Origin of the sequence: Psychrobacter sp. GW64-MNA-CIBAN-0177, from assembly GCF_040309585.1 — a bacterium.
GTDB lineage: Bacteria > Pseudomonadota > Gammaproteobacteria > Pseudomonadales > Moraxellaceae > Psychrobacter > Psychrobacter okhotskensis.
The window spans coordinates 1-20,432 of the sequence record NZ_JBEOOY010000032.1 but is presented as its reverse complement, the minus strand read 5'-3'; the positions used below and the strand labels follow the sequence as shown (position 1 = coordinate 20,432).

Below are 20,432 nucleotides of genomic sequence, written 5' to 3'. Positions count from 1 at the left end.
AAACGCTTAGGGTTTAAAACGCCTATGCAGGCGTTCTATAATATTAATTAGCGTTGCACTTGGTGTGTTAATCTAAGTTGTCAAATAAATATCGGCTTAGACTGTTTTTTAATACGTTTAACTAACATGAGTTGCAAAAGCTGACGTTACTTTACAAACCAGTTATAGAGGATGAGTCGGTTTGCGACATATACTAGCTCCAGTAAACAATAGACCATACTGCTGAGCGATTACTAGCGTTATTTGGCTGTCTCAATCGATTTTGCCAGTATGGCCCTAAATGCCTACTACGTTTTGAACGTCTATAAATGATTAAAACGAGTTCAAACGGACGATAATGAATATTAATTAACTGAGGATTGAATAATGAAAAAATTAGCACTTGCTGCGTTGATGACTACTTTTGCCCTGTCAGGTTGTTCTACTATGGGTATGGATAATGAGCGTACGATGGTCGTTGAAGGCCAACCTATGAATGTTAAAGTTATTAACATTCCAAGTTTTGAAGTAGAGATTGCCCCACGTAAAGCGGTTTGTGACCTGACCACCGCTAATGGCACCAAAGTTGAATCAGAGTGCTTACAGTATCGTCAAACTTATCAGAAAAACTATACTACTTTGAATGGTAACATCCAAGGTTTCACTTATGAGCCAAACTATCGCTACATCTTAGATGTACGCCAAGAAGCGGTAACTGACGAAGCCTCTAACGTAGTTAAGCCTATCTGGATCTTAAATGAAGTGGTTTCAAAAACTGCTGAGTAATCAGATGACCTTATGAATTTTTGAACAAGTAAATAGTCTATGTTCAAATAATTTGTAAAATAAAAAAGCCTCTAATGATTTAGAGGCTTTTTTTATGAGCTGTTTTTAGGGCGTGTCCTCAATTCAATTGATCATATCTAAACGGGCTAAAAATGGCTAAATTTTGCCAAACATCGTTAAATAGCTGGTTAATATCCCGATATTATCTGCGCTATTTTCCTTGTTTGACTGCAATTTATCTCATTTTTATCACCATTTTTAAAATGAGGACACACCCTAATACTTTAATAACGAAGCCAACTCAATGATAATTTGACATAACATTGATTCAATAATGACAATAACAGTCGATAGCGGCTATTAGCATTGGCTATATTTTACGCTGACACCATGAGTCGCAGTGGGAATACGGTTATCAGCATACACCGCCAGACCACCACGAGCCGTTTCTTTATACTTATCTAACATATCAGCGCCGGTTACTTTCATCGTTTCAATCACCTTATCTAAAGAGACAAAGTGCTGACCATTACCCCGACAGGCAAGACGGGCAGCGTTGATCGCTTTTACCGCGCCCATGGCATTGCGTTCAATACAAGGAACCTGAACCAAGCCACCGATAGGATCGCAAGTGAGACCTAAGTTATGCTCGATACCAATCTCAGCGGCATTCAAGCATTTGGCAGGATCGCCGCCCATAATCTCAGCCAAGGCAGATGCCGCCATTGCACATGCTGAGCCGACTTCGCCTTGACAGCCAACCTCAGCGCCAGAGATAGAGGCGTTTTGCTTGATAAGGCTGCCAATAGCAGTAGCATTTAACAAAAACTTATAGACGCCGCTTTGGTCGTAGTTGGGCAAAAAGTCACGATAATAGTGCAGGACGGCTGGTATGATGCCAGCGGCACCGTTGGTAGGCGCGGTGACCACTTTGCCGCCATTGGCATTTTCTTCGTTGACGGCGAGCGCATATAAGTCAACCCAATCCATCGCTGCCAATTTATCGGTTTCTGCAATCGGTTGGTTCTTCTCCGCACATAACTGTGAATATAAGTCTTGTGCGCGGCGTCTGACATCTAGACCGCCTGGTAAAATACCGCCACTTTCACAGCCCTGTTTGACACAGTCTTGCATGACGTCCCAGATGCTATCTAAGTAGGCAAAGACTTCTGTCTGTTCACGATAATGACACTCGTTCGCCAGCACCAACTCACTGATGCTCAAGCCGTTTTGACGACACTGTTCTAATAGCTCTGCGGCGTTATTGAAAGGATAGGGCACGCTATCAATGGTAGGGCTGGCATGGTCTTCATCTGGATCAGTGGCGTCTTCTTCGTTAATGACGAAACCACCACCAACCGAATAATAGGTTTGCTGATAACGAGTACCATCGGCCAATACCGCCCGGAGTGTCAAGGCATTGGGGTGATAGGGCAGGACGGTATCATCGTACCAATAAATGTCACGCTCGGTATCAAAAACAATCGAATGAGTACCTGACACATTCAGCTTTTTTTCCGAAAATATCGGCGCTAAGTAGCTGCCGGTTAGCCGTGTATCGATGGTGCTAGGCGTATGTCCTAGCAGTCCCAATAAGATGGCGGTATCCGTTGCATGGCCTTTGCCCGTCGCTGCTAAGGAACCATACAACTCAATCTCAATACTGTCTATAGCCGTCAGTTCTGTTTGCTGCAGAAGTGATTCCAAAAACAAGTTGGCTGCCACCATCGGACCGACGGTATGTGAGCTTGAAGGGCCAATGCCAATTTTAAATAAATCAAAAACACTAATCATAATAAATCACCAAAATTTTATGTGCTTCAGCATGGCTTATCGATTGGCTTTAGCACTGGCATGAAAAATATAATAAACACCTCAAACCAAACACCGATAAGTGTTTAGTTTGGGGTGTTGTCTATGAATGTATGTCTACATGGGACAAATGAATAATAACTTTTATTTGTTACTAAACTCCGTTATGATGCTTGGAGCCAGCGTTTATGTAACATCCTGTAAGTTAGTTGTCGCTAAAATAGGTCATCGCTAAAATAAGTCAGTCAAAAATGACCGAGACGATGGTTCAAGTCGAACGTATCCGACTTTATATCTCTAGCATAACATGGCTATCGTACCAAATAATACTTTTGGTTTGCGACCTTGCAACATAAATGAATGAATTAGCTGATATATGACAAGTGCTATAGTGTAAAGCCTTGCTTCACTATTGTTTTTGGCTATAATCCGCTATTTATTGATATTTTTTCGCTCAGTTTTTTATTGATCCAGTTATTTAGCCTATTATTGGCTTCGCCCACATAGGACAAGCGTGCATGACATCTCCCACCGATCATTCCTCTCAATCAGACAACAGCGCTGATACATTATCTACTCGCAACGCCTTAGAGGCGGCTGGCATTCATTCAGCAGCAGCTACGAGCTACCCAAAGAACCCAGATTTTGAAAATGGTCGTTGGTTTCCAACATGGCGACCTTATGGTGGTGATTTGGATCGTGATCCGGTCGGTATCAATGAGTATCTACCACCGTCAAAAAGTATACTGCTGGGTGTGCAGCATACTTTTGCCATGTTTGGGGCGACGGTGCTTGCACCATTATTAATGGGCTTTGATCCTAATCTAGCGATTTTGATGTCCGGTATTTGTACCGTGATGTTCTTTATGATCACGGGTGGGCGCATGCCCAGTTACTTAGGCTCAAGCTTCGCCTTTATTGGTCCCGTCATTGCTGTCACTGCTTATGCAGGCGTAGGCTTTAATGACAATTTGAATGTCGCTTTGGGCGGTATTATGGCTTGCGGTATCATCTATGCACTGATTGGGCTGCTGGTCATGAAGACTGGGACAGGCTGGATTGAGCGTTTGATGCCACCTATCGTCACTGGTGGCATCGTCATGATTATTGGTTTGAACCTAGCACCAGTCACTATACAAGGGGTGTCTGCCAATCAGTTTGATGCTTGGATGGCCACCTTAACTGTATTGCTTATTAGTGGTGTGGCTGTTTTTACGCGCGGTATGTTACGTCGGCTGTTATTACTGGTGGGCTTAATATTGTCATACGTCGCCTATTTTGTGATGACCAATGTGATGGGCTTCGGTATTCCCATCGATTTTAGCGGCGTGTCTGCTGCTTCATGGTTTGGTCTACCAAGTATCCATTCACCACGTTTTGAGATGGGTGCTATTATCTTAATAGCGCCCGTGGCTTTTATTCTAGTGGCTGAAAACTTGGGACATTTCAAAGCGGTGGAAGGCATGACCAAGGCGCGCGTGACCCCTTATATGGGTCGGGCATTTTTCGCTGATGGCTTAGCGACTACTTTTTCAGCAGGTTTTGGCGGCACAGGCGTCACTACTTATGCAGAAAACATCGGCGTCATGGCGGTGACTAAGGTATATAGCACCACAATTTTTGTCATCGCTGGACTGGTGGCTATCTTGCTTGGGTTATCACCAAAATTTGGCGCAATTATTCAAACGATACCACCGGCATTATTGGGTGGAGCTTCTATCGTGGTATTCGGACTTATCACTGTCGCTGGGATCAAAATCTGGATAGACAACCATATCGACTTTAGCAAAAACAGCAACCTTATCATCGCTGCTGTCACTGTCATCATGGGTACAGGTAACTTTAGCTTGCATCTGGGCGGCTTTGACTTGGGTGGTATCGGCACGGCTACCTTGGCTGCGATTGTGCTTAATGCCTTATTTAATAGACAAAAAGTTTAATCGTCAAAAAGACTGATTTTTTTAATCATAAAATTAAAGAACTTAATATATTGATAAGCAAAAGCCACAATAATTATTGTGGCTTTTATTTGTGATGACACTGCTTTATAAACATTGTTATTTGCTGCGATCTTTATTTATAGTTACGCTTATAAAACCGTGCGAAAAATCGATAACGACGAAGTGCGCGCGGCTTGGGCTTCAATGAACCCAAGTAAATGGCAAACATCGTCAACAGCGCACCGCTCCATTGTAAGGTATTAATCGGTTTGTCCAGCCAGCTATAGTCAATCACTAAGGCGGCAATCGGCTCAGTTAGTAGCAGTAGCCCTGTCAGTGCCAAAGATAGCTTGGGAATAGAGTAGGCAATCAGACCCCAAGCTAAGCACTGCATGACGGTACCATAAATAAGCACCCAGCCAATCTCAGACCACGTATTGGGCAGGATATTGCCCATATCAAACACAAACATCGGAATAACCATCGCCAGCACACCGCCGATACTGATCAGCTGCATCAGCATAAATATGGGCGTGGGTTCGGTATCGTGCGTCTTACGAATGAAAGTCATTGAGGCAGCCAACATCGCCCCTGAGACAATGCCCGTCACAAACCCCCACGTAGCTGCTGTATTTTGCGCAAACTCTGGGCTGCCTATCATCGCCACGCCAAGCATCGCCAAAAACAAGCTGATGAGCTGCAAAATAGATTGTCGTTCATTAAAATATAAAAAGCCAATCGCTGCCAAAAAGAAAATCTGCAAACTATTAAGTAAGGTTGAAATACCAGGCCCCACGGCATAGATGCTCTCATGCCAAAGCGCCAAATCTAACCCTAAAAATGCGCCTGATAATAGACCATAAAAAATAGCGCGTCTCGAACGTGGCAATCGTTGCCCCATGACTCTAGCTAAAATAGCAAAGACCACTCCTGAGATGGCGAGTCGCCAAAACGACATGGCCCAACCGCCGATATCAACGTGCGCGACGATTAGACTGCCTAGACCGAATATAACGCAACCAATGACCAAGCCAATAGGTGCAGAGCGTGAAGCGGCAATAGCCATAGATTGTCCTTAGTTTGGTCACGTGCAAATGGGTAACGATCTGCTGAAAGTTTAGGGTATGCACGATATAATTCAGATACCGACATTGTCGATGTTTTACAGCTAAAATGAAATGGTTGAAACATAATTTATTCTTATGATGACTGTATGTAATAGTGCTTATATCATCGAGTCGCATCCTTACAGGAATAGCATTGGCGCAAAGCCCATGATTTGCTAATCTATCTTTTATCGCTCTTTTAAAACACTCAATATAGTTCCTACTACTTTTAGCCTAGGTTTATTTATGCATCGACAGACTCAATCAAAAGCGCTGCTTTCCCCGATATTTGGATCGCCGCTAAAAGTAACGCGCTACGGTGCTACCATTAGCCTGTTAATCAGTGCGTTATTTATGATGCCGACTGCACACGCCGCCAGCTGTAAAATTCCCAAAAGCTATTATAAAAATGTCTCTTGTACCGCGAGTAACGGTTATTTTCTAGCAACAAAGGACTTCGGTGCACCAGTAGCGTTGCTAAATAGTAAAGGCAAAAAAGTCGTTGATTTATCACGCTATCAAAAAGTCGATGCAGATAAGATAGCTGGTGGCTTGCTACCCGTGCTGCGCAATAGTCACGTCGGCTACCTTAATATGCAGGGCCGTGAAGTAATACCTGCGACCTACGATATGCTAAAGGAAAGTCAGGGTTGGGCGCGCCCAGTATCTGATGGACGTATCGTGGTCAAAAAAGATGGCAATTATGGGGTTATCGATACGGCGAATAAGACCGTCGTGTCGTTTTCTGCGTCAATCAGTGATATTGACGATTATCGTGGCGGTGTGACGCAAGTACGTAAAAATCAAGCGACCAGTTGGTTGGATAAAAATGGCAAAGCCACTAGCAATCCAAATGGTAGTAACAGTAATAATGAGCCTTTGTCCTCGAAGCAAACTGCTAATAATAGCTCTGCTACAGCGCCAGCGCAATCTAGGCAAGCAGTGCCCAATCGTTTTACGACGTTACAACCACGTCAGCAAGATGGTCGATGGGGTTTCGTCGATGAAAACAATGTGACGATGATTACTTATTCATTTGATGATGCTCGCCCTTTTTCAGAAGGCTTGGCTGGCGTGCGTATCGATGATAATTGGGGTTTTGTCAATCTGGGCGGTGAGCTGGTGATTCCTTTTCGCTTTGCTAATAGCGGTGTATCGAGTGGTGACAGTTACCAAGGCAGACCCGCCTTTACCTTTACCAGTGGCAAAGCGTGGATTGGTAACCTAAAAAATGGCAATAAGATGTGTATTGATAAAGAAGGGACGGGTGTCGGTTGCGATTAGGGCGTGTTTAAATTAGGGCGTGTTTAAATGAAAAGATCGACGTAAAATAGCCAGCATAAAAAAGAGCGTAAAACCTACGAATCAATAGTAGGGTTTACGCTCTTTTTTATGGGCAAAAAATAAAACTACTGGTCTAATAGGTGCTTGCTGATTAAATCGACCATATAAGGTTGGTAGTACTCTGGAATATCGTGTGCCATGCCTTCGATTAAATGAAACTTGGCATTCGGAATAGTCTTAGCGACTACGCGTCCTTGCGAAGGAGGCAACAGCCCATCTGCACTACCATGCAGCACAATCGTCGGTGCTTTGACTTGCTTACTAAACCGGCTAATAGAGCCTGATGCTAAGATAGCATTGAGCTGCTGTACAGTGCCAAGCGGATGAAAGTTGCGCTGATAACGTAACTTAGCAATTTCACGCACCATGCGCACGTTGACATGTCCTGGGGTGCCGACTGTCTTCATAAACCAGACACTATGGCGCACGATATCGCGCTCAGAATGACTCTCAGGACGATTGATAAGCGTATACAACTGCTTAGGCTTCGGCGGCTTTAAGAATGCCCGATTGGTGGTGGTAAACATCAAGGCCATGCGTTGTACTAGGCTTGGATAGCGTGCCGCCACAATTTGGGCAATCATACCGCCCATAGAAGCACCAAGTAGGTGGGTCTTACCCAGCTGCAATGCTTTAATCAAACGCGCTGTATCTTCGGCCATATCGGTTAAATTATAAGCAACCTGCGTACTTTTATTAGACAATCCGGTTTGCAAACGCATCATCATTTTTAGTTGGCTGATACGCGGTAGACCATCGATCTGCACCTTAGAAGACAAGCCAATATCCCGATTGTCAAAGCGAATCACAAAGAATCCGGCATCAATAAGGCGCTTGATAAAATTGTTCGGCCAAAATATCATTTGCGAGCCAAGACCCATAATCATCAACAGTGGTGGATGATTGGGATTGCCGCCTGCCTCAACACACAACTCGATGCCATCACCTATATCTATCATCGCTTGATGGAGGTGTTCGCTCAGGTTTGATTCGCGCCATTGGTGTTTGCCAAATCGTTGCCAGTCAGGAGTAGGGTATAGCCCATCCTCTCCAGCGCTCTTAGGCAATGGCGCGTTATTGATATCATTGGATTTTGTCATGAAGTGTCCTAATTAGAGAGTCGTCTACTAAATCTCAAGCATCTCAAAATCAAGCTTGCCAACACCGCACTCGGGGCAAATCCAGTCTTCAGGGATGTCTTCCCACTTAGTGCCAGGCGCAATCCCTTCTTCAGGACAGCCAAGCGCTTCATCGTATATCCAGCCACAGACGATACATTCATAACGTTTCATAAATAGTCCTATCGATCATTACCAGTGTTACAGGGTGTCTTTAGCGCGTCTACTGAGCATTGACGCTCATATTTGGACGGTAAAAACGCCCGTAGTTTAGCATATAACCGGTGTTTTAATAGTTAAGTTTACACTTGTATATTGAGATAACCGCGCTTTTATCAAGTCTGATATGAGCATTTCGTTGATTTAAACGAGTCTATCATTGCTCGTTTGACCGCTATATTACACCAAATTATGTTATAGTAATCGCTACTAATTTCACGGTGATGTCTGTCATTTATCACCGTCACTTATTACCATCTAAGCCATATGAAATAAGGGTTATTATGAGCGTCAACGCCGCCGCTACATCTACTAATACTGAAACTGAGCCGTCTCATACGCTCAATACCGACCATCTGTTTTGGCAGGTTATTCGCACAGTACCAAACTTCCCGAAAGTCGGCATTGATTTTTATGATATTACCCCGTTACTGCGCAGTCACATTAATGCGGTGATTGATGCGCTGCTTGCGGTATTGCCAGATGGGCTGATGGATGAAGTGGACTGTTTGGGTGCAGTAGAGGCACGTGGCTTTGTGTTTGCCAGCTTGCTGGCAGGTCGCTTGGGTAAAGGGATGATTTTGTTGCGTAAGCCCGGTAAGTTGCCGCCGCCTGTTGCCAACAAGGCCTATGCGCTAGAATACGGTAAAGACACGCTTGAAATGCAAAATAACCTGCCTCCTGAGCGAGTACTGTTGGTCGATGATATTTTGGCAACGGGCGGTACGTTGACCACCGCTTATGAGCTGTGCCAATCAGCGGATCATACTGTGGTCGGTGCTTTAGTACTGCTAGACTTGGTTGACTTGCATGGTGAGTTCCCCGTGCCTGTTTATACGGTGCTAAAAGCTTAACGTCAATTTTTAAATTGACCATAAAGAAAAAGCGCGCTGATATAAGGTCAGCGCGCTTTTTTGCTATCGATACTTTTTATTTGTCTTGTTGATAACGTTCGCAAGTTTGCTCTACTATTTTGCGCCCGATCGTTTTTGGCGTTGTAACTTTAAAATCCTTGGTGGTCAATATGGGTTTGTCTGATTGCCAAGATTTTATGACTTTATTATCAGCGCCATAATTCACGTAGGCTCGTCGATAGTAACTGGCATCTTTACAAGATATCAATAATTGCTGATCGCTATGGTCTATAGCGCTTTCTTTTTTGCTCTTTTTATCTTTTTTATCCGTCTGTTGTAGCTGCGGCGGATAGGTTCTACGAATGGATGCCAAAATGTTTTCGACATGATGCTCATCTATGATATTGATATCAGAGCTTTCAATAGAGTCGGAATCTAGGCTGAAAGTCGAACCAGAATCAGTCTCAGATATCTCTATCCAGTTTACTGCATGTGCACTAATCGCTAGCGCACTACCTGCTAATACCACTGATAGCCGTCTCATAATCAAGCCTTACTTCTTGTTATTTGAAGTAGGTTATAATAGCTAACTTACTATTAGCAGGCAAATCTCTTTTATTTGCCGGTGTTTAACTGCGCGTTATCGTAACGACTAACTGCGCATCGCAGCCAATGCCTGAGCAAGCTCATCACGCGCACCGATAAAGCCATCGATACCCTTGGGTAGCAAGTCTTGGGTAACGGTATCCTTTTGATAGGCTTGACTGAACTCTTCCTGCGTCAAACTTACTCGAGTCATATCATCTAACGCCATCGACATGCTTGGTGAAAGCTGACGAGGAACTTCTATATCCATCGCTGCCAACTCATCAATAAGATCGGGAGCAATGGTCAACAGATCACAGCCTGCCAATGCCAATATTTGCTCAGTAGAGCGAAAGCTTGCGCCCATTACTTGCGTGTTGTAGCCATGTTGCTTGAAATATTGGTAAATAAGCTTGACCGATTGCACACCCATATCATCAGAGACAGGCACGTTCTGACGGTTTTGTTGGCGTTTTTGCCAATCTAAAATACGACCAACAAAGGGTGATATGAGGGTCACGCCAGCGTCAGCACAGGCAATCGCTTGATGCTGTCCGAATAATAACGTCAGATTGCAGTGAATACCCTGTGTTTCTAGATAACGCGCGGCCTCAATGCCCTGCCACGTCGCCGCCATCTTGATGAGGACACGCTCTGAGTCGACCCCTGCTTGCTGATAGGCCTCCATAAATGCTAAGGCTTTATCGATCGTCGCTTGGGTGTCATAAGACAAACGCGCATCGACCTCAGTTGAGACACGCCCTTCGATTAGCTCTAAAATATTACAGCCAATCTTGATAGTGAGCGCATCAATGACGTCGTCTACGTTACCTTGATAGCGACTCATCGTCTCTGAGAGCATAGACTGGTTATCAGGATGAATAAGGGCTTTGGTAATGAGGCTGGGGTTGGTGGTCGCATCGACAGGTTTTAAGCGAGCAATAGCGCTAAGGTCGCCAGTATCAGCGACAATGGTGGTCATGGTGCGAAGCTGTTGTAATGCGCTCATCAGGTATCCTTGTATGAATTAATTAACAGGGTGGTGTTTTAAAATTATTAAGTTTTAAACAGTATCTAGGTTTTAAAAAGGGTGTACGTGTTAAAAGATTGGTTATGTTCTAAAGATTAAATGTATTTAAAAGGTGTTTATGCTTTTGTTCGTGGTGCTAGTTACCATTAGTTTTGAACTGTAACATAGTTTTGAGCCACTGTTCTGCCATATAGTCATTCCACTATAAAAGTATTACTGCGTTAACCCCGTTTGAAGTATTAAATATACCTCTACACTCGGTTGCCTTGTACTACTTTTAAATTTAATCAATTATAGTTCCCCGTACATGGCTGCCAAATTGGATAACTGTGCTAATATTTATGACGGTTCGATGCTTTACACGCATTTACGAATGGGCACTGCGCGTAGTTTTTGTTATAGTAGAGCCGGCCAGCACATCTTCTGTTGTATTAACAGAGTAATCCATGAGCCGTATCGGCGAGCAGCGTTAGAATAAAGCGGGCAAAGCAGCCTATGTTGATAAACTGGTTTAGCAAACAGGGACTATCAATATGGTTGGACTCAGTTATCAATAAATATAATTATATGCAAACATAAAAACAGTGATTATTAACAGTTATAAAACTCAGTAATAATATTAGAAAAAGGATGGGCGGTAATGAGTGAGCAGTCACCAGAGCAAAAAATGGACAACCTAAATAAAAGCAGCGCAAGCGATAACTCAAGCGAAAAAGAGTTTTTAGATCAGCTGCGCCACAGTATTGATAGCGTAGACTGCGACATTCAAACGCTGATCAACAACCGTGCCAAACTGGCTCAGCAAGTGGCGACGGTCAAAAAAGAGCACATAGCAAAAAGTCCTGCGGCTGAAAAAAGCAATCCTATTTTTTATCGCCCAGAACGTGAAGCTCAAGTACTAAAAGCCGTGATGGCACGTAATACTGGTCCAATCGCTGATGAAAAAATGGCCCGTTTGTTTCGTGAAATTATGTCGGTGTGCTTAGATCTAGAAGCGCCGCAACGTATTGCCTTTTTGGGTCCAGTTGGCACCTTTACTCATGCCGCCGCCCTCAAGCATTTTGGTAAAGCGGCTGATACCGTACCAATGACGACCATCACTGATGTATTCCGTGAAGTCGAAGCGGGGACGGCAATGTATGGCGTTGTGCCGGTTGAAAACTCATCAGAGGGTGTGGTCAATCATACTTTGGATGGCTTTTTGTCTTCTACCTTAAAGATAATTGGGGAAGTTGAGCTGCCCATTCATCAAAACTTCTTGGTCGCTGAGCACACCAAGCTTGACGGTCTCAGCCGTATTTATTCGCATCAGCAGTCACTAGCCCAGTGCCGTCATTGGCTCGATGTCAATTATCCCAATGTGGAGCGTGTCGCTGTATCGAGCAATGGTGAAGCCGCACGTCGACTCAAAAATGAATGGCATTCAGCAGCAATTGCAGGGGATGTCGCAGCCGCAGAGTATGACTTGCATAAGCTTTACTCAAATATTGAAGACAATCCAAGCAACACCACACGCTTCCTTATCATCGGTCACGAAGCGATTGCGCCATCAGGACAGGATAAAACCTCTATCGTCGTCTCAGCTCATGACAAAGCGGGCGCGCTTATCGAAATCTTAAAGCCCTTGTCTTATCATGGCGTGTCGATGACCAGTATTGAGACGCGTCCTGAACGTCCTAATAAATGGGCCTATGTCTTCTTTATTGATATGGACGGTCATATCAACGATCCAAATGTCAGTGCGGCCATCAATGATATTCGCCCGTTAGTGAAGGATTTACGTGTGTTGGGTTCATACCCAAAAGCCGTGCTATAGTCAATTCACTATAAAAGTGTGACAGCGTTAACCTTGCTTGAAGTATTAAATATAGCTGTACGCTTGGTTGCCTTGTACCACTTTTGCATTGAACCGACTATAACTATCTGTCCTTGTTGCTCTTTTAAATCGAATCAACTACTTTAAATTGAAGCAATTCTACAGCGCTGGTTTGTGCTCGAAAGACTCGTTAAATTACTCATTAGTATCAATAAATCGTAGATGCGTCATCACTTCTAAGGATAAACCATGCAGACACCTCAATCGACTGAGTCAAATTTATCACCGCTCATACCTGCCTATGACAGTATCTTAGAGCTTGCTCCGTATCAAACAGGCAAGCCGGTGGAAGAGTTGACGCGCGAATATGGCGTCTCAGATGTGGTGAAGCTTGCTAGCAATGAGAATCCAATGGGCTGCTCACCGCAAGTGACGTTGGCAGTGACAGAGCAGCTTAGTCAGCTGGCGCGTTATCCTGATGGTAATGGTTACTACCTAAAGCAAGCATTGGCTGATTTTAATGATGTGAATATCGATCAGATCACCTTGGGCAATGGCTCTAACGATTTGCTCGATATCTTGGCGCGTAGTTTTGTGGGTACGGATGACGCGATCGTCTATAGCCAGTATGCCTTTGTGGTTTATTCGATGCTAGCAAAAATGCAAGGCGCGACGGGCGTAGAAGTGCCCGCGCAGCGTTTTGGTCATGATCTCAACGCCATGAGCCAAGCGGTTCAGGACAATCCTAATACCAAAATTGTCTTTATTGCCAATCCTAACAACCCAACCGGAACACAGCTTGAGCATAAAGCGCTGCGTCAGTTCGTCGCAGGTGTGCCAAGCTCAGTATTGGTGGTATTGGATGAAGCCTATATTGAGTACAGTCCTGAGAGTAATAACAGAGCGCTAATCGAGGATTTTGATAATGTGGTCATCGTTCGCACCTTCTCCAAAGCGTATGGATTAGCAGGTCTGCGAGTTGGCTATGCACTAAGCTCGGTAGCAGTTGCGGATTTATTAAACCGTATCCGTCAGCCATTTAATGTCAGTCGTGTTGGACTGGCGGCCGCCGCAGCAGCACTTGGTGATCAAGATTTCATTGAAAAAGTACGCTTGACCAACGAAGAGCAAATGCGCTGGTTAGAAAAGCAGTTTGATGCTTTAGGGTTGGGTTTTGTTAAGTCTCATGCCAATTTTATCATGGTAGAAATGGACGATGAAAATGCGCTATCGATCAATCAAGCATTACTTGAGCAAGGGGTCATCGTGCGGCCATTGGTAGGCTATGGCTTGCCTACTTGGTTGCGTATCACGGTAGGCGTTGCAGAAGACAATATGCGCCTGATTGATACACTACGCTCTATACTGACTGATGATTAGACAATTAAACTTTATAAAATGAATGTCAGTTTATATCATCTAACAAGACGTTCGTTTGTTCAAAGAGAAAAGCCGTGAGTTGCCAGCAAAACATTCAAAACGATCAAAATAATAATAGGCAGTCCGCTATCAATACCCAGCCGCCGTTATTTAAGCAGGTTTGTGTCATCGGTCTCGGACTTATCGGTGCCAGCCTTGCCCAAGCCATCAAAGACCATGGTTTAAGCGCGCGCTTGGTGGCGGTAGATCGACATGCGCCAAGCATCGACGAAGCCATTCAGCATGGTTTGCTAGATGCGGGTAGTGCTATCTTAAGTGACGTGGTATCAGGCAGTGACTTAATTGTCATCGCCGTACCAGTACAAGCGGTGAAAGCCGTGTTTGTCGATATCAAATCCGCTATGGATAATGGTCAGCTTGTGTCCGATTGCATCATTACCGATGTCTGTAGTACCAAGGTCAATATCATTGAAGCTGCCAAAGAAGTATTTGGGGCTTTGCCGACAGGATTGGTACCTGCGCATCCGATTGCTGGTGCCGAAGATTCAGGGTATCATGCGCGGCGTGCCACATTATTTGTCAATCATAGCGTGATTATATGTGAGCTGCCAACGACGGATTCTGCCGCTATTGCTAGATTGCGGCAGTTATGGGAAGCAGTGGGCGCTTCAGTGATGGCGATGTCCGCTGACCACCATGATTCTATCTTGGCGCATACCAGTCATTTGCCGCATTTGCTGGCGTTTAATCTGGTCGAGCAGCTGGCAAGCCATGATGACAATTTAGATATGTTTCGTTATGCCGCGGGCGGTTTTCGCGACTTTAGCCGCATTGCCGCCAGCGACCCTAAAATGTGGCACGATATATTTTTTGCCAATCAAAGCGCCATCGTAAGCGCTCTTGACGAGTATGGCGTTTATTTACAGACCATGCGTCAGCTTATTATTGATAAAGATTCAACCGCCCTGATGGGACTTTTGGGCCGCGCGCAAGCCGCACGGCGACATTTTGGCCATATGTTAGCCAGCACTCCTTATACGGATACTTCTGCCATGTCAGCTTCTTATAATATTACTCCCAGCAATACCGTCTCTGGCACCATTAACATTCCTGGTGACAAGTCTATCTCGCATCGCAGTATCATGCTCGGTAGCCTTGCGACAGGGGTGACCAATGTCACAGGATTTTTGGAAGGGGAAGATGCGCTTGCCACCTTGCAAGCTTTTCGTGATATGGGCGTGACCATTGAAGGGCCTGATAACGGTAAATTGATCATTCATGGCGTTGGGATGAATGGTCTAAAGCCAAGCAAAACGCCATTATATATGGGCAATTCGGGTACTAGTATGCGGCTGCTGGCAGGTATCTTGGCGGCACAAGCATTTGATAGTGTGTTAATCGGTGATACGAGTTTAAACAAGCGCCCTATGGAGCGTGTCGCAGCGCCATTGCGCGCCATGGGTGCCGTGATTCAAAGTACGGGTCATAGTGGTACTGCGCCGCTCAGCATCACTGGTCGTGATACAGTTGGCAAGCCATTACAAGGCACTGAGTATGACATGCCAGTTGCTTCAGCTCAGGTAAAGTCTTGCTTGCTACTAGCAGGTATATGGGCCAAGGGTACGACAACGGTCACACAGCCTGAGATCAGCCGTGACCATACTGAGCGTATGCTATCGGCCTTTGGTTATCCGGTAACCGTAGAAGGCAATCGCATCAGTGTCACTGGCGGCGGCACACTAACAGGTGGCGATATCGCAGTTCCTGCTGATATCTCATCTGCAGCGTTTTTTATGGTGGCAGCGGCCATCAGTCAAAACAGTGAGCTGACCTTGACCCAAGTAGGTATCAACCCTACGCGTACTGGCGTCATTGATATTCTTAAATTAATGAATGCAGATATTAGCCTAAGCAATGAGACACATGTGGGCGGCGAGCCAGTTGCTGATATTACGATTCGCAGCTCAAAACTAAAAGGTATTGAGATTCCAGAATACTTAGTGCCTTTAGCGATTGATGAGTTTCCAGTCTTATTCATTGCTGCTAGCTGTGCCCAAGGTCGTACAGTATTAACGGGTGCAAAAGAGTTGCGCGTTAAAGAATCAGATCGCATTGCCGTGATGGCAGACGGTCTACAAACGCTTGGTATCGATTGCACCGTGACTGAAGATGGTCTAATTATTGAAGGTAAAGGTATTGAAGGCAAGGGCAGTAATGTTGATGTTAATGAGGTTAATAACAGCCAGCCAGTCTTCGGTGGCGGTCAAATTACCTCACATCATGATCATCGTATTGCCATGAGCTTTGCGGTTGCCAGCTTACGCGCATCCAAGCAGATTACCATTGAAGGCGTTGAGACCGTCAATACCAGTTTTCCAGGGTTTGCTGAACTTGCCAATCAAATCGGTATGTCTATTCAAGTGAATAATGGTGTAGCCTAATGCTAAAAACCCTAATAGTTTGATAAGCAGTATTATTGGCTTTTGAGATGTTGACTTCTGGATTTAATGAAGCCAGCAAGGCTGCTTTTTAGCCTTTCTTGACCTTGATATAAAAGTTATTTTCAACGTGGTTATCGTCAGCAATGTGTTGATACTTTAATAGTATTAACGCATTGCTTTTTACTTTCTACCCTATATGTAGTGACCCTGCGCTCTTACCGCTAAGTTTTCATTATTGATAAACATTAGGTGAGGTCGCGCTTTGCTCTAATTTAAGTTGTCCTGCCTTATGACTACTCAAAATGTCGTCAAAAAACCAGTCGTTCCAATCAAAACTACGAGAAGTGGTATCGTCACTGCGCTGATCGCTTTTTGTATATGGGGTGCATTTCCTTTATATTTTAAACAATTGGCCGCTTATAACGCGACAGAAATCATCGGTCATCGCATTGTTTGGACGTTTGCTTGTTTGCTCATCGTTGTGGTCGTGACCAAACGTTGGCAGTGGATAAATACCTTAAAACAAAATCCAAAATGGATAGCCTTGACCTTTTTGTCAGGTATTATTATCGCCACCAATTGGCTCACCTATGTATGGGCGGTCAATCACGATCAGATACTTGAGGCGAGCTTGGGGTATTTTATTGGCCCGCTCGTTGGCGTGGCGTTATCGATGATTTTATTCAAAGAGCGCCTGCGACCTTTACAATGGGTCGCGATTGGTTTTGCGCTATTGTCTGTGGTCATTCAAGTCGTGATGCTCGGTAGTCTGCCATGGCTATCGCTCATTCTTGCCTTTAGCTTTAGTACTTACGGTACGATTCAGCGCCAAACGCCATTGACCGCAGTCGATGCAATGTTTGTTGAAACTACCATGTTGGTACCCATCTTTATTTGGTGGTTTTGGCAAGCGGATGTGGTCAGTAGCCAGCTGAGTTTTTGGTTTACCCCAAATATTTGGTTGCTTATGATAGCAGGTCCCATTACGCTGATACCGCTATTACTATTTAATAGATCGACTAAGCTAGTCGCTTATAGTATTTTAAGTTTTATGAATTATCTGACGCCGACCTTTATTTTCTTCTTGGCGGTGTTTTATTATAAAGAACCTTTTGACTTAAACCGTTTAGCCGTCTTTGGTTTGATTTGGCTCGGGCTGTTATTATTCAGCATTGACTTGTGGCGTCATCGCCCTAGTAAAGCATTAAAAGCCGAGCGCTTGCGCGAAGAAGCATTGCAGCAAAGTAAATAAAAAAACAAAGTAAATAAAATTTTGGGCGAAAGACTTAAATTAAAAAGCTCAGTCAAAAATTAATAAATAAGGATGAGCGCATGTTTCATACCGAATCTGATGTGGTATTTGTCAAAGGCTTAACAGTAGAAGCAGTCATTGGTGTTTACGCGTGGGAGCGCGCTATTACGCAGCCGCTCCTAATTGATATAACGCTTGAAACAGATATTAGTAAAGCTGCTGTTTCAGACGATGTCCATGATGCGCTCAATTACAAAGCGGTCTGTGATGATGTGAGCGAATGGTGCAAAGCGATTAAGGCACAGTTGCTTGAACACCTAGCCGGGCAAATCGCTGATAAGCTGCTGGAAAAATATGCGAGTCATAAAGTGACGTTAAGCATTGCCAAGCCGACGGCAATCAAGCAAGCGGATGCCGTTGGGGTACAAATCACCCGTTATGCTAAAGCATCAGCAACTGAGTCAGCGGCAAACGACAATAGCCAATCTGATAATGCATAAAGCACTGACTCATTTAAATCTTGATGGCTTACAAACGTATGCGCCTGAACTGCTGCAAACACAGTCGGTGACGGCAGTGCTATTGGCATTGGGTAGCAATTATCAAGCTGAAAAACACTTACCGTGTGTCCGAAAAAAATTAGCCGTTTTGGGCGAAATACAGCTATCTACGGCATTTCAAAACCCTGACTTTACGGCGACGCTGGAACACCCAAAACCTGACTATACCAATCAATGTGTCTATATTTCACTAACGTCGCCGATACCGTTACAACAGTTGCAGCAGACCTTTAAAAATTTTGAAAGTGAGTGCGACAGACAGCGTCTAACAGAAGCTCAGACATCCATAAAGCAAGTCACCATGGATATCGATATTTTGTTAATAAAATTAGATGATAATCAAAATAGCCTAAGCAGAAATACAACATCTAAAAAAACAGCTAAAAGCTTGAACCAATGGATAATCATGGCAGATCGCTATCCGTTTAAAACGCATGAAAGAGCAGGGATTGAAGAATTGATTTTGAGTGGGCTTTGAAGAGGTTAAATGCAGCAGCTGAGATGTTATCAAGAATCAAGTAAAAGTTATTAAAGGCTTCGTGTTCGAAGGCTTAATATTTTTCTGAAAAAATCTCAAAATAAAAGCTGAGCAATATGCCCAGCTTTTATCAAATTTACATGGTTTAGCGTAAAAAGTCTTACTGCGCAGTCAACCCACCATCAACGATAAATTCTGAGCCGGTTGAATAACTAGAGTCATCTGACGCTAAGAATAGCACCATGCCGCTGACTTCTTCGGGCTGCGCCACACGTCTCATCGGAATGGTTTTGGCAAAAGCTTCAACTGCATCTTTGGTATCGCCTTGCATAATCATTGGTGTGGCGATGACGCCTGGATGAATGGAGTTCACGCGAATGCCATGAGGGGCGCACTCCAATGCTGCGGCTTTGGTCATACCGCGTACCGCAAATTTAGAATCGGTATAACCGATAGCGCCACCGACCAAACCGTTAATCGATGAGATATTAATGATAGAGCCTTGCTTGGCTGCTTTCATCGTTGGAATAACCGCTTTCATGCCTAAAAAGACCGACACTTGGTTAATCTCTAGGATCTTGCGGTAGTCTGCTACCGAGGTATCTAAGATAGATTTGTGCGTAGTGATACCTGCATTATTAACTAAGACATCGATTTGACCAAATTTTTCTTGGGTTGCTTTAACGACTTGTGCCCAATCGTCTTCATTGGTGACATCATGCTTGATAAAGAGGGCATTATCGCCAAGTTCCTTAGCCAATGCGTTGCCTTTATCAGAATTAATATCGGTCAAGACGACTTTAGCACCTTCTTCCAGACACAAACGCGCATGAGTTTCGCCCATGCCTTGAGCCGCGCCTGTGATAATGATAACTTTGTCTTGTAAACGAGCCATGATATTTCCTATTTTTATTTATGGATAATGAAAAGTATAAGCCATGATGGCTGAATATTCATTAGTGGATATGAAACCATAAGCGAATATGCGATATTTTTAGACAATAATTTTAAATTTAGCCTGTAAATCATACCTTTAAATAGTGAGTTTGAGAAAACGATGTATAAAGTGATATTAGGTTTTTGTTTTAAAGAGGTCGGTAGCCAACAGTTTTTTGAGAAAGACGTAGATTTTGATAAGTTATTAATCGAGCGATACAGTGAATTGCTCGAGCAAGCAGCGGCGTCAGAGTTATATGAATGGCGATGTAGTGTTGAGGGTAGGTTGGCTGAAATTATTGTATTAGACCAGTTCTCGCGAAATATTTATCGTGATACGCCAGCGGCCTTTGCTCAAGATAGTATGGCATTGGCGCTCGCTCAAGAAGCGGTTACTGCTGGCGCATTAGAAATACTTGAAACTGTAGAGGCGCGTAAGTTTATACTTATGCCGTATATGCACAGTGAGTCAAAACTGATTCATCAACGAGCAGTCACCCTGTTTGAGCAATATACCAATGCGCAAACCATAGAGGCTGAGATGAAACATAAAGTCATTATCGATCGATTTGGTCGTTATCCGCATCGTAATGACATTTTAGGACGGGTTTCAAGTGGCGAAGAAATAGAGTTTTTGACGCAGCCTGACTCGTCATTCTTATAAATATTATCTGTTTAATAGCTAATAGATAAAATGCTATTTATCAATTGGTTAACATCTTAGATTAACACACCAAGTGCAACGCTAATTAATATTATAGAACGCCTGCATAGGCGTTTTAAACCCTAAGCGTTT

At 44.0% G+C, this 20,432-nt stretch carries 18 protein-coding genes; 11 read left to right on the top strand and 7 right to left on the bottom strand.

Annotation, left to right across the window (positions count from 1 at the left end; all coding sequences use genetic code 11):
- Nucleotides 1–366: 366 nt before the first annotated feature.
- Nucleotides 367–765: a DUF4377 domain-containing protein gene (locus AAEY79_RS13350; RefSeq protein ID WP_025652729.1), complete on the top strand. Its 399-nt coding sequence runs from the start codon at nucleotides 367–369 to the stop codon at nucleotides 763–765.
- A 360-nt stretch (nucleotides 766–1,125) separates the two neighbouring features.
- Here AAEY79_RS13350 and AAEY79_RS13345 read toward each other — a convergent pair whose 3' ends face one another.
- Nucleotides 1,126–2,559, bottom strand: a complete 1,434-nt coding sequence (locus AAEY79_RS13345; RefSeq protein WP_227692096.1) for an L-serine ammonia-lyase — start codon at nucleotides 2,557–2,559, stop codon at nucleotides 1,126–1,128.
- 536 nt (nucleotides 2,560–3,095) lie between these two features.
- Here AAEY79_RS13345 and AAEY79_RS13340 point away from each other — a divergent pair.
- Entirely contained in the window at nucleotides 3,096–4,517 is a 1,422-nt protein-coding gene (locus tag AAEY79_RS13340; protein ID WP_201576598.1) for a solute carrier family 23 protein, read from the top strand.
- Between the two features lie 133 nt (nucleotides 4,518–4,650).
- Here AAEY79_RS13340 and AAEY79_RS13335 read toward each other — a convergent pair whose 3' ends face one another.
- Nucleotides 4,651–5,583: a DMT family transporter gene (locus AAEY79_RS13335; RefSeq protein WP_025652732.1), complete on the bottom strand. Its 933-nt coding sequence runs from the start codon at nucleotides 5,581–5,583 to the stop codon at nucleotides 4,651–4,653.
- Between the two features lie 286 nt (nucleotides 5,584–5,869).
- On the opposite strand from AAEY79_RS13335, the gene AAEY79_RS13330 reads away from it, so the two are divergent.
- Nucleotides 5,870–6,907, top strand: a complete 1,038-nt coding sequence (locus tag AAEY79_RS13330; protein ID WP_025652733.1) for a WG repeat-containing protein — start codon at nucleotides 5,870–5,872, stop codon at nucleotides 6,905–6,907.
- A 125-nt stretch (nucleotides 6,908–7,032) separates the two neighbouring features.
- On the opposite strand, the gene AAEY79_RS13325 is transcribed toward AAEY79_RS13330, so the two are convergent.
- On the bottom strand, nucleotides 7,033–8,067 hold the full coding sequence (locus AAEY79_RS13325) for an alpha/beta fold hydrolase (protein ID WP_025652734.1): 1,035 nt from the start codon (nucleotides 8,065–8,067) through the stop codon (nucleotides 7,033–7,035).
- Between the two features lie 27 nt (nucleotides 8,068–8,094).
- On the bottom strand, nucleotides 8,095–8,259 hold the full coding sequence (locus tag AAEY79_RS13320; RefSeq protein ID WP_010201990.1) for a rubredoxin: 165 nt from the start codon (nucleotides 8,257–8,259) through the stop codon (nucleotides 8,095–8,097).
- A 329-nt stretch (nucleotides 8,260–8,588) separates the two neighbouring features.
- Between AAEY79_RS13320 and AAEY79_RS13315 the strand changes: the two genes are divergently transcribed.
- Nucleotides 8,589–9,158 carry an adenine phosphoribosyltransferase gene (locus AAEY79_RS13315; protein ID WP_201567728.1) on the top strand — a complete coding sequence of 190 codons (570 nt, stop codon included), beginning with the start codon at nucleotides 8,589–8,591 and terminating at the stop codon, nucleotides 9,156–9,158.
- A 76-nt stretch (nucleotides 9,159–9,234) separates the two neighbouring features.
- Here AAEY79_RS13315 and AAEY79_RS13310 read toward each other — a convergent pair whose 3' ends face one another.
- The gene (locus tag AAEY79_RS13310) at nucleotides 9,235–9,702 is read right to left on the bottom strand and encodes a hypothetical protein (RefSeq protein WP_201567726.1); all 468 of its coding nucleotides are present in this window, start codon (nucleotides 9,700–9,702) and stop codon (nucleotides 9,235–9,237) included.
- A 108-nt stretch (nucleotides 9,703–9,810) separates the two neighbouring features.
- Nucleotides 9,811–10,752: a transaldolase gene (locus AAEY79_RS13305; protein WP_037025863.1), complete on the bottom strand. Its 942-nt coding sequence runs from the start codon at nucleotides 10,750–10,752 to the stop codon at nucleotides 9,811–9,813.
- Between the two features lie 661 nt (nucleotides 10,753–11,413).
- Here AAEY79_RS13305 and pheA point away from each other — a divergent pair.
- The 6 genes from pheA to AAEY79_RS13275 all read left to right on the top strand — a co-directional run bounded on the left by pheA (nucleotide 11,414) and on the right by AAEY79_RS13275 (nucleotide 18,700).
- Nucleotides 11,414–12,589: a prephenate dehydratase gene (gene pheA, locus AAEY79_RS13300; protein WP_173239646.1), complete on the top strand. Its 1,176-nt coding sequence runs from the start codon at nucleotides 11,414–11,416 to the stop codon at nucleotides 12,587–12,589.
- Between the two features lie 249 nt (nucleotides 12,590–12,838).
- Nucleotides 12,839–13,969 (top strand): histidinol-phosphate transaminase, encoded by a 1,131-nt coding sequence (hisC, locus tag AAEY79_RS13295; protein WP_025652739.1) that lies wholly within the window; start codon nucleotides 12,839–12,841, stop codon nucleotides 13,967–13,969.
- 92 nt (nucleotides 13,970–14,061) lie between these two features.
- Nucleotides 14,062–16,410, top strand: coding sequence for a bifunctional prephenate dehydrogenase/3-phosphoshikimate 1-carboxyvinyltransferase (locus tag AAEY79_RS13290; RefSeq protein WP_407074203.1), 2,349 nt, complete (start codon nucleotides 14,062–14,064; stop codon nucleotides 16,408–16,410).
- Nucleotides 16,411–16,699: 289 nt separating this feature from the next.
- Entirely contained in the window at nucleotides 16,700–17,662 is a 963-nt protein-coding gene (gene rarD, locus AAEY79_RS13285) for an EamA family transporter RarD (RefSeq protein WP_173239647.1), read from the top strand.
- Nucleotides 17,663–17,742: 80 nt separating this feature from the next.
- Nucleotides 17,743–18,162, top strand: coding sequence for a dihydroneopterin aldolase (gene folB / locus AAEY79_RS13280; protein WP_025652742.1), 420 nt, complete (start codon nucleotides 17,743–17,745; stop codon nucleotides 18,160–18,162).
- A complete protein-coding gene (locus tag AAEY79_RS13275; RefSeq protein ID WP_037025865.1) occupies nucleotides 18,155–18,700 on the top strand; it encodes a 2-amino-4-hydroxy-6-hydroxymethyldihydropteridine diphosphokinase in 546 nt (181 codons plus the stop codon). The genes folB and AAEY79_RS13275 overlap by 8 nt, the downstream gene beginning before the upstream one ends.
- Nucleotides 18,701–18,860: 160 nt before the next feature.
- On the opposite strand, the gene AAEY79_RS13270 is transcribed toward AAEY79_RS13275, so the two are convergent.
- A complete protein-coding gene (locus AAEY79_RS13270) occupies nucleotides 18,861–19,595 on the bottom strand; it encodes a glucose 1-dehydrogenase (RefSeq protein ID WP_025652744.1) in 735 nt (244 codons plus the stop codon).
- Between the two features lie 162 nt (nucleotides 19,596–19,757).
- Between AAEY79_RS13270 and AAEY79_RS13265 the strand changes: the two genes are divergently transcribed.
- A complete protein-coding gene (locus AAEY79_RS13265; protein ID WP_025652746.1) occupies nucleotides 19,758–20,300 on the top strand; it encodes a DUF924 family protein in 543 nt (180 codons plus the stop codon).
- The last annotated feature ends 132 nt before the right edge of the window (nucleotides 20,301–20,432 follow it).

Bases quoted from the DNA above. Each gene is read 5' to 3' on its own strand.
- rarD (WP_173239647.1), top strand. From the start codon at position 16,700: ATGACTACTCAAAATGTCGTCAAAAAACCAGTCGTTCCAATCAAAACT.
- AAEY79_RS13350 (WP_025652729.1), top strand. From the start codon at position 367: ATGAAAAAATTAGCACTTGCTGCGTTGATGACTACTTTTGCCCTGTCA.
- pheA (WP_173239646.1), top strand. From the start codon at position 11,414: ATGAGTGAGCAGTCACCAGAGCAAAAAATGGACAACCTAAATAAAAGC.
- AAEY79_RS13270 (WP_025652744.1), bottom strand. From the start codon at position 19,595: ATGGCTCGTTTACAAGACAAAGTTATCATTATCACAGGCGCGGCTCAA.
- hisC (WP_025652739.1), top strand. From the start codon at position 12,839: ATGCAGACACCTCAATCGACTGAGTCAAATTTATCACCGCTCATACCT.
- folB (WP_025652742.1), top strand. From the start codon at position 17,743: ATGTTTCATACCGAATCTGATGTGGTATTTGTCAAAGGCTTAACAGTA.
- AAEY79_RS13335 (WP_025652732.1), bottom strand. From the start codon at position 5,583: ATGGCTATTGCCGCTTCACGCTCTGCACCTATTGGCTTGGTCATTGGT.
- AAEY79_RS13305 (WP_037025863.1), bottom strand. From the start codon at position 10,752: ATGAGCGCATTACAACAGCTTCGCACCATGACCACCATTGTCGCTGAT.
- AAEY79_RS13275 (WP_037025865.1), top strand. From the start codon at position 18,155: ATGCATAAAGCACTGACTCATTTAAATCTTGATGGCTTACAAACGTAT.
- AAEY79_RS13315 (WP_201567728.1), top strand. From the start codon at position 8,589: ATGAGCGTCAACGCCGCCGCTACATCTACTAATACTGAAACTGAGCCG.
- AAEY79_RS13345 (WP_227692096.1), bottom strand. From the start codon at position 2,559: ATGATTAGTGTTTTTGATTTATTTAAAATTGGCATTGGCCCTTCAAGC.
- AAEY79_RS13330 (WP_025652733.1), top strand. From the start codon at position 5,870: ATGCATCGACAGACTCAATCAAAAGCGCTGCTTTCCCCGATATTTGGA.
- AAEY79_RS13325 (WP_025652734.1), bottom strand. From the start codon at position 8,067: ATGACAAAATCCAATGATATCAATAACGCGCCATTGCCTAAGAGCGCT.
- AAEY79_RS13340 (WP_201576598.1), top strand. From the start codon at position 3,096: ATGACATCTCCCACCGATCATTCCTCTCAATCAGACAACAGCGCTGAT.
- AAEY79_RS13265 (WP_025652746.1), top strand. From the start codon at position 19,758: ATGTATAAAGTGATATTAGGTTTTTGTTTTAAAGAGGTCGGTAGCCAA.
- AAEY79_RS13320 (WP_010201990.1), bottom strand. From the start codon at position 8,259: ATGAAACGTTATGAATGTATCGTCTGTGGCTGGATATACGATGAAGCG.
- AAEY79_RS13310 (WP_201567726.1), bottom strand. From the start codon at position 9,702: ATGAGACGGCTATCAGTGGTATTAGCAGGTAGTGCGCTAGCGATTAGT.